This window comes from Thiorhodococcus minor (assembly GCF_010820565.1).
Lineage (GTDB): Bacteria > Pseudomonadota > Gammaproteobacteria > Chromatiales > Chromatiaceae > Thiorhodococcus > Thiorhodococcus minor.
Map to the genome: position 1 here is coordinate 1 of NZ_JAAIJQ010000139.1, position 8,020 is coordinate 8,020.

Annotated in this window: 12 protein-coding genes; 3 read left to right on the forward strand and 9 right to left on the reverse strand. The window is 65.6% G+C overall.

Translation table 11 applies throughout. The annotated features are described in order from the left end of the window. Positions 1–379 precede the first annotated feature (379 nt). The 4 genes from G3446_RS24780 to ureE form a co-directional block, all read right to left on the reverse strand. The gene (locus G3446_RS24780) at positions 380–673 is read right to left on the reverse strand and encodes a BrnA antitoxin family protein (RefSeq protein WP_164456366.1); all 294 of its coding nucleotides are present in this window, start codon (positions 671–673) and stop codon (positions 380–382) included. Further along, positions 651–938, reverse strand: coding sequence for a BrnT family toxin (locus G3446_RS24785; protein WP_209262622.1), 288 nt, complete (start codon positions 936–938; stop codon positions 651–653). Before G3446_RS24785 ends, G3446_RS24780 begins: the two co-directional genes overlap by 23 nt. 108 nt (positions 939–1,046) lie before the next feature. Continuing rightward, positions 1,047–1,721, reverse strand: a complete 675-nt coding sequence (locus tag G3446_RS24790; RefSeq protein WP_342450229.1) for an urease accessory protein UreF — start codon at positions 1,719–1,721, stop codon at positions 1,047–1,049. Continuing rightward, on the reverse strand, positions 1,711–2,175 hold the full coding sequence (gene ureE, locus G3446_RS24795; protein ID WP_164456368.1) for an urease accessory protein UreE: 465 nt from the start codon (positions 2,173–2,175) through the stop codon (positions 1,711–1,713). The genes G3446_RS24790 and ureE overlap by 11 nt, the downstream gene beginning before the upstream one ends. Positions 2,176–2,472: 297 nt before the next feature. On the opposite strand from ureE, the gene G3446_RS24800 reads away from it, so the two are divergent. Beyond that, complete coding sequence (locus tag G3446_RS24800; RefSeq protein WP_164456369.1) at positions 2,473–3,078, forward strand: hypothetical protein; 606 nt, start codon at positions 2,473–2,475, stop codon at positions 3,076–3,078. Between the two features lie 11 nt (positions 3,079–3,089). Here G3446_RS24800 and ureC read toward each other — a convergent pair whose 3' ends face one another. The 5 genes from ureC to G3446_RS24825 all read right to left on the reverse strand — a co-directional run bounded on the left by ureC (position 3,090) and on the right by G3446_RS24825 (position 7,067). Beyond that, a complete protein-coding gene (gene ureC / locus G3446_RS24805) occupies positions 3,090–4,793 on the reverse strand; it encodes an urease subunit alpha (protein WP_164456370.1) in 1,704 nt (567 codons plus the stop codon). A gap of 137 nt (positions 4,794–4,930) precedes the next feature. Next, on the reverse strand, positions 4,931–5,197 hold the full coding sequence (locus G3446_RS24810; RefSeq protein ID WP_209262623.1) for a CopG family antitoxin: 267 nt from the start codon (positions 5,195–5,197) through the stop codon (positions 4,931–4,933). A gap of 371 nt (positions 5,198–5,568) precedes the next feature. Further along, positions 5,569–5,874, reverse strand: a complete 306-nt coding sequence (locus G3446_RS24815) for an urease subunit beta (protein WP_164456372.1) — start codon at positions 5,872–5,874, stop codon at positions 5,569–5,571. A 22-nt stretch (positions 5,875–5,896) separates the two neighbouring features. Further along, the gene (gene ureA, locus G3446_RS24820) at positions 5,897–6,199 is read right to left on the reverse strand and encodes an urease subunit gamma (RefSeq protein WP_164456373.1); all 303 of its coding nucleotides are present in this window, start codon (positions 6,197–6,199) and stop codon (positions 5,897–5,899) included. A 19-nt stretch (positions 6,200–6,218) separates the two neighbouring features. After that, positions 6,219–7,067, reverse strand: coding sequence for an urease accessory protein UreD (locus G3446_RS24825; RefSeq protein ID WP_164456374.1), 849 nt, complete (start codon positions 7,065–7,067; stop codon positions 6,219–6,221). A gap of 15 nt (positions 7,068–7,082) precedes the next feature. Between G3446_RS24825 and G3446_RS24830 the strand changes: the two genes are divergently transcribed. Both G3446_RS24830 and G3446_RS28435 read left to right on the forward strand, forming a co-directional pair. Then, positions 7,083–7,448 carry a type II toxin-antitoxin system Phd/YefM family antitoxin gene (locus G3446_RS24830; protein WP_245232746.1) on the forward strand — a complete coding sequence of 122 codons (366 nt, stop codon included), beginning with the start codon at positions 7,083–7,085 and terminating at the stop codon, positions 7,446–7,448. Between the two features lie 312 nt (positions 7,449–7,760). Beyond that, the gene (locus tag G3446_RS28435) at positions 7,761–7,904 is read left to right on the forward strand and encodes a PIN domain-containing protein (RefSeq protein ID WP_245232747.1); all 144 of its coding nucleotides are present in this window, start codon (positions 7,761–7,763) and stop codon (positions 7,902–7,904) included. The last annotated feature ends 116 nt before the right edge of the window (positions 7,905–8,020 follow it).

An 8,020-nucleotide genomic window follows, 5' to 3' on the forward strand; every position in this document is an offset into this window, starting at 1 on the left:
GACAGGCGCCGCCGGTGGATGCCGGCCAGCAGCGGGGCGACACAACGCTGTAGAATCGTCAGTGCATGCATGGGGGGTCCTCCGCAGGTTTGGTCGCCCGCTGTGCACCATCAAATCCCATGCATGTTCCTTTCTGCTGGAAATCCTCTCTCTAAGCTTATGTTCTGATTTGGAATTTAGTGGGGATACCTCAGTGTTCGACCCCTTTTCTCTCTAGTTCTGGGACGTCATCACGTGTGCTAGAGATCCATGAAAGTGGCTGGTGCGGTGCGTGCTCTGTGGCATTCGCTCTTATGTCGCACAGCGCTAAAACTTGGCATGCGGGATCTCGCCGGGATGAACCGGTCACACGTCATTCGCGGCGATGCGCCACACAGGCTCATTCGCCCCGCAGTTCCTCCCGGATCGTTTCCCGCACCACCTCGGCGAGCGTGAACCCCTGGGCGACCTGGCGTAGGGCCTCGTTCATCAGGGTCTGGTAGTTGCCGCCGGTCTTCTCCGCGCGGGTCTTGAAGACCGCCAGGGTGGCGTTGTCGACGCGGATCGTGATCCGCGACTTGCCGCCTTGCTCGGCCTGCAGCTGAGCCAGGGCGGGCACTTCGGACACCGGCTTCGCGTCCTCGAAATCGAGATCGGCGTAGCGGTCGTAGTCAGGGTCTGAATTGGCGTTCATAGCGTCGGCATTGCGGTTGGTTGGCCTTCCAGGATGAAATCAGACGGATGCGCTCCGCGCGCAGCGTCCACACCAGGATCAGGATCCGGCCCTTTGCGCCCATCCCCAGGGTGATGTAGCGCGACTCGCCCTCCGCATCCGGGTCTTCCCGGGTGAGTGCGTAGGGGGCGAGCAGTAAGGCCCGCGCTTCCTCGAAGGTGACTCCCTCGTGCTTCAGCGGGTTGGCGGCAGCCTTTTCGGGGTCGAGCTCGATCTCGATCTCCATGGTGGCAAGTGTATGTACGAAAGCATGTACTCGCCAGGACGACCAGCACCTCGGGATGCGTCAGGGTGATCTGCAGCGGGCTCGTCCCGGAATCCGACGTATATCGGCTCAGGACCGGAACAGCCGGGTGTACTGGGTTTCGTGCAGGCTGCTGGCGATGGCGAGCGCCGGTGAGCTGGCGCCGATATCGGCGTCCTCGGTCTGGAGGGCCCTGTCGACCGCGGCGGGTACCTCCTCGATCAAGCGCGCGAGGGTCTGCTGGCCCTGGGTCTGGCCGAGCGGGACGATCTTGACGGCGGCGATGACCAAATTCTCCAGCCAGCTCCAGGTGTATGCGATGAGGGTCTGGCGCGGGCCGATGTTCCAGTGCGCGGCGGCATAGGCGAAGCCCGTGGCCTGTGCGCGGCCGAGCAGGGCCTTGCGCTCGGCCGCGCCCGGCACGGCCAGCGCGACGAGCAGGTCGGCGAGGGCGCGGCCACGATTGGCCTCCTCGCTGCGAAGCTCGCGGGTCTCGCGGCTCGCCAGCAGGCGTGCGGTCCATTCGGCCAGCGCCGCGTCGTCTGAAGCGAGCGACGCATCGTAGAGTCGGGCGAGCAGCGGGAGATCGACCCCGGTCAGCGTGGTCCGCACCTGGTCGCCCAGCCAGTCTTCCAGGTCTGCGGCCTTGCGCAGCCAGCCGGATTCGACGGCCCACTCGACCCCTTGCGAATAGGCGAAGGCCCCCGTTGGGAGGCTTGGGCTGACCAAGTGCAGCAGGCGCAGCAGCGCCGGATCAGTGGTCATGGCCATGGTCAGGCTGGCCGTGGCCCTGATGCCCGCCGCCATAGGCGCCGGGCTCGGGCTCGAAGGGGGCGTGCTCGAGCGCGACGCTGAGCCCGAGGCCGCGCAGCATGTCGTCGAGCACGTGATCGTGCAGGTAGCTCAGACGCTCGGGCTGGATCTGCAGGGCGACGTGGCGATTGCCGAGGTGATAGCAGGCGCGCGCGAGCAGGAGCGGATCGTCGCAGCGAACGACGCTCAGCAGCTCGTCTCCGGCGACGATCTGCACGACCAGTCCCGCTTCGGACTCCAGACAATCGCCGTCGCGCAAGCTCGATCCCCGTTCGAGGAAGAGACCGACCTCGCGACCGTCATCGAGTGTGGCCCGCAAACGACTGCGGACCCGCTGCTCCAGCGTCAGTGTCAGTCTGGCCTCGGGCTCGACGCCCGGTCTTGCCGTTCGGATCAAGCGAATCATGAATGGTCGGGATTCCTCGAGTCATGATGGGCGGGGTCGCGGTGATCGCGATCAGGCGACCAGAGCGAGGGCCGGCGGCGCTCGGCGTCGTCGACCGCCACGAGGCGCACCTGGATTGCCGGCTCCGCTCGCGGGGGCTAGGATGCGCTCAAGCCCCGTTCGGGTCGAGCTCGATCCCCGCTCTGGTCCGCCTGACGCGCGAGCATCGCTTTTCTCCCCAGTACCGCGGCTATCCACTGCGCTTGCCCTCGCCGGGCAGGCGTAGGCTCGTTCTGCACAGAACACAGGGGAATAGCGATGGCGAACACCGTCTTTGACGACTTGCTGCAGCGGTTGCGCGAGACGCAGCAAGAGCTGGATCGCGAATTCGACCGATTGCTCGAAGAAGGGCGTGAGGAGTTCCGCTATCGGCTGCGCCGCGGCAAGGTCGTCTTCGAGCGCAACGTGCGCCGACTCTATCGCCGGCACCGCATCCCGGCGTGGCGCTACATCCAGCGCGCGCCGATCGCCGTCATCCTGTCCGCGCCGCTCATCTATGGCATGATCCTGCCCTTCGCCATCCTGGATCTCTCCATCACCCTGTTTCAGCAGGTCTGCTTTCGCATCTACGGTATTCCGCTGGTTCGGCGATCGGACTACCTGGTGGTCGACCGCCACCGGCTGCCCTACCTCAATCTCATCGAAAAACTCAACTGCGTCTACTGCGGCTACGGCAACCAGGTGCTCGAGTACGCCCGCGAGGTGGCGGGGCGCACCGAGCAGTTCTGGTGCCCGATCAAGCACGCCCAGCGCACCCTCGACCCTCATCCGCGCACCCAGGGCTTCTTCAGCTACGGCGACGCCTCCGCCTACCGCGAAGGGCTCAAGTCGCTGCGCGTCAGCTGGGACGACGATCGCCTCTAGCGGCTGGCGCTTCAGAACAGGAAGTACCTCTGCGCCATCGGCAGGACGGTCGCGGGCTCGCACACCAGCCGCTCGCCGTCCGCGCGGACCTCATAGGTCTGGGGGTCGACCTCGATCTTCGGCAGATAATCGTTCAGCACCATGTCTTGCTTCTTCAGGTTGCGGCAGCCCTTGACGACGCCGATGTGGCTCTGCAGGCCGATGCTGTCCTGCACGCCGTCCGCAACGGCGGATTGCGAGAGGAAGGTCATCCGGGTTGCGGATCGGGCGCCCCCCAGCGCGCCGAACATGGGCCGATAGTGCACCGGCTGAGGCGTCGGGATGGAGGCGTTGGGATCCCCCATGGGCGCGGCCACGATCATGCCGCCCTTGATGATGAGGCTCGGCTTGGCGCCGAAGAAGGCCGGCTTCCAGAGCACCAGATCGGCCAGCTTGCCGACCTCGACCGAGCCGACCTCGTGCGCGATGCCGTGGGCGATCGCCGGGTTGATGCTGTACTTGGCGATATAGCGCCGGGCGCGCAGGTTGTCGTGCTCGGCCGGGTCGCCCTTCAGGCTGCCGCGCTGCACCTTCATCTTGTGCGCGGTTTGCCAGGTCCGGGTGACGACCTCGCCGACCCGGCCCATCGCCTGGGAGTCGGAGGCGATCATGGAGAAGGCGCCAAGGTCGTGCAGGATGTCCTCGGCGGCGATGGTCTCGCGGCGGATGCGCGACTCGGCGAAGGCGACGTCCTCGGCGATGCTCGGGTCCAGGTGATGGCAGACCATGAGCATGTCCAGATGCTCGTCGACCGTGTTGACCGTGTAGGGTCGGGTCGGATTGGTCGAGGAGGGCAGCACGTTGGGCTCGCCGCAGGCCTTGATGATGTCCGGGGCATGGCCACCGCCGGCACCCTCGGTGTGATAGGTGTGGATGGTGCGGCCCTTGAAGGCGGCCATGCTGTGCTCGACGAAGCCGGACTCGTTGAGCGTATCCGTGTGGATGGCGACCTGGACGTCCATGCGCTCGGCCACGCCCAGACAGCAGTCGATGGCGGCGGGCGTGGTGCCCCAGTCCTCGTGCAGCTTGAGCCCGATGGCGCCGGCGCGGACCTGCTCTTCCAGCGCCTGCGGCAGGCTGGCGTTGCCCTTGCCGAGGAAGCCCAGGTTCATCGGCAGCTCATCCGCCGCCTGGAGCATGCGGTGGATGTTCCAGGGGCCCGGCGTGCAGGTCGTGGCGTTGGTGCCGGTCGCCGGTCCGGTGCCGCCGCCCAGCATGGTGGTGATGCCGGACATGAGGGCATCCTCGACCTGCTGCGGACAGATGAAGTGGATGTGCGAGTCGATGCCGCCGGCGGTGAGGATCTGGCCCTCGCCGGCGATGGCCTCGGTGCCCGGCCCGACGACCATGGTCACGCCCGCCTGGGTGTCCGGGTTGCCGGCCTTGCCGATCGCGGCGATGCGTCCGTCCTTGATGCCGATGTCGGCCTTGACCACACCCCAGTGGTCGAGGATGAGCGCATTGGTGATGACGACGTCGACCACCTCGGCCGCGACCTGCTGCGATTGTCCCATGCCGTCGCGGATGACCTTGCCGCCGCCGAACTTGACCTCGTCCCCGTAGACCGTGCGGTCCTCCTCGACCTGGATCCAGAGGTCCGAGTCCGCGAGCCGCACCCGGTCGCCCGTGGTCGGGCCGTACATCTCCGCATAGGCCTGCCGGCCGATCTTTGCCATCGTTCAGTCTCCAGAGGGGTGCGGAGCGAGCGCGAGCCCACTCCGAGAATCCGTGAAATCCGCATGCACGCCGTGCGACGAGGGGTGATCTCGATCGAGCTGCCAAAGGCGTTGCATCGAGTCGAGCCGCCAGGCGCTCAGCGACTGGTTGACGAACGCTCCTGCGCATGCAAACGCTCATGCACCCATCGCAAGACCAGATCGGTTTCGGAAACCTGCTCGCGCCGAGCCTCTGCTCGAAGCGCTGAGGCGTCTTCAGCCGACAGGGGAATGGAGACTTGCTCGGCACGCTGGAAGAGAGGTTCGCTGATCTCTGTCAGCTCATCTTCGAAATCTGTCAGGTCGTGGGTTTGCCAAAATTCGGCAAGCTCCGAAATCGAATCGGTTCTTGGCAGGTCGGTCATCGTCTTCTCCACTGCTGGTAACGCTGTTTCTCGCGGTTTGTCATTGGGCGGGCCGTCACCGGATAGCCGTTGCCATCAGGAAAGTGAATTACGATACAGAGAAGGTGCCTTCGACTATGCGTTTCCCCAAGGACATGATAGACCCGGTTAGGTCCCTCGGACTTGGCTCGCAGCACCAGCGAAGGGCCGAAGCACACCTCTTCGAACTCATCAGGGCTGACGTCGTGTCTGGCGATGTGATCGATTCGATCCTCCGGCCAGAGAAGCGCCGTGATCATTGAGCTGATGCGCCTTGCATCCACAACGACATGCGCTGGCTTGTGCGACAGGCAACTGGAGAAGGTTCCTTGTCGCTCATTGCGCGTCCCCGCTCACAGCGCACCCATCACCTTGGCATTGAAGCCATACACCTTGCGCGCCCCGGCATAGGCCACCAGCTCCACCTCGCGGCCCTGGCCGGGCTCGAAGCGCACGGCCGTGCCGGCGGGGATGTTCAGCCGGTAGCCGCGCGCCGTTTCGCGCTCGAACTGGAGCGCCGGGTTGGTCTCGTAGAAGTGATAGTGCGAGCCGACCTGGATCGGCCGGTCGCCGGTGTTCTCGACGCGCAGGGTGAGGGTGTCGCGTCCGGCGTTGATCTCGATCTCGCCGGGTGCGGCGATGACTTCGCCTGGAATCATTGATGACCTCCGAGGGGCTGGATCAAACGATCGGTTCGTGCACGGTCACCAGCTTGGTGCCGTCCGGGAAGGTTGCCTCGACCTGGACCTCCGGGATCATCTCGGGCACGCCCTCCATCACGTCGTCGCGGGTCAGCAGGGTGCGGCCGTAGTCCATCAGCTCGGCGACGCTCCTGCCATCGCGCGCACCCTCCAGGATGGCCGCGCTGATGAAGGCCATGGCCTCCGGGTAGTTGAGCTTGACGCCCCTGTCCTTGCGCCGCTCGGCGAGCAGGGCGGCGGTGAACAGCAGCAGCTTGTCTTTCTCGCGCGGTGTCAGCTCCATGGCGAATCCTCGGACGGTCTCAGGTGGCCCAGATACGGGGAAGGGTCGCTGGGCGGCCCAGCAGGCTTGGACGAATACTAGCCCAAACGGCCGTCAGCTTGGCGCGCACCCGGTCGGTCGCCTGACCGAGGGCGCGGGCGACGAGCAGGTCGTCGATGCGGGTGATGCCGAGCAGGGTGTGGTCGTCTGACGTGGCGGCCTCGCGGGCGAGATCCAGGGTCCTGTCATCGGCGCCCGTCGCGATCAGGGTGCCGACCACGGGCATGCCGCGCAGCCCGCTCGGGCCGTCCAGATCGCCGGCGCGCTGGATGCGCAGGCGGTCCCGCAAGAGCGGCATGCCGTCCCGGTCGACACTGAGCTGGAGGTCGGCTCGGCCCGTCTCGAAACGCTCGCCGTTCGCGGGCAAACCCAGGCATTGGATCTCCCAGCCGATGAAGCGTGCGGTGCCGCTCAGGTCGATTTGGGTGTGCAGCAGCGCATTGGCGCCAGGGAAGAGGATGCTCTCCTGCGGAAGCCATTCGAGCGCTCCATCCCGCACGCGCAGGATTTGATGCTGCTCGGCCTCCGGGCCAAGGCTGCGATAGAGCTTAGCCGCGCCCGGCGTGGTGAGCATGGCGGAAGCGCCTTCCTCGACCTCGACCTCGATCCGCAGCCGATCCCCGCCGACCAGCCCGCCGGGCGGGTGCAGCAGATAGAGGTGGCAGACATCGCCCTCCGGATAGAAAGGGCGCTGGACCTTCAGTGGGCCGAGGTGGTGGCGCTCGACGAGGCTGGTACGTGCGCCGCGGCGAGCGAACTTGAGGGCGAGATTGGCTTCCCAGCCTGCTTGGGCGCGCTCTGGGTCGGGCGGCAAGCTTGCTAGGTGCATTGCTGGGGGCAAGGGATGCGGGTCGTTGCGCTTCGAGGATCCATTGGCAGCCTCTACGATCTGATCCTGGTCAAATGCATCGAATGTAGTAACCCATCTACATTCGTCCGATTGGAGGTCGCCCTTGTCATGATTACCACCATATCCAGCCGCGAGTTCAATCAGCAAGCGAGCGACGCGAAAAAGGCCGCCAGCAAGGGGCCCGTTTTCATTACGGACCGGGGGCGGCCCGCCCACGTGCTGCTCAGCATCGAAGCGTACCAACGTCTGACGGGCGGCCAGATGACTCTCGCCGATGCCTTGGCGCAGAAGGATGCTCCCGACTTCGATTTCCAGCCGCCGCGTCTTGGCGATCTCGACCGCGCGGCCGATCTCGGCTGATGTTCGTCCTCGACACCAATGTCATTTCCGAGCTGCGCCGGCCTGAAAAGGCGGGCGCTCGCGTTTCGGCTTGGGCCTCGTCGCAGCCGCTCACCGGGTTCTTCATCTCTTCGATCACAGTTCTGGAGATCGAGCTTGGTGCACGCTTGGTCGAGCGACGCGATAAGGCCCAGGGAGCGGTGCTGCGCGCCTGGATCGATCAGCAGGTCATGCCGCGGTTCGAGAGTCGCGTGCTTCAGGTCGATACCGCAGTCGCGCAGGTCTGCGCAGGTCTGCGCAGGTCTGCGCAGGTCTGCGCAGGTCTGCGCAGGCTTGCATCTGCCCGATCCACGGCCGGATCGCGATGCGCTCATCGCCGCAACCGCCTTGGTGCATGGCATGGCGGTCGTTACCCGCAACGCCTCCGACTTCGAGCCCATGGGCGTCCCCGTGCTCGATCCTTGGGCGTCTAACTGAAGGCAGTTCCGGGGACGGCAGCTCCGGGGACAGTTTACTTAGTGCCTGAACGAAAACCCCGTTCAATTCAGTGGCACACTCTGCCCTGGAATTAAACGAGGCAGGATCGACTTCGA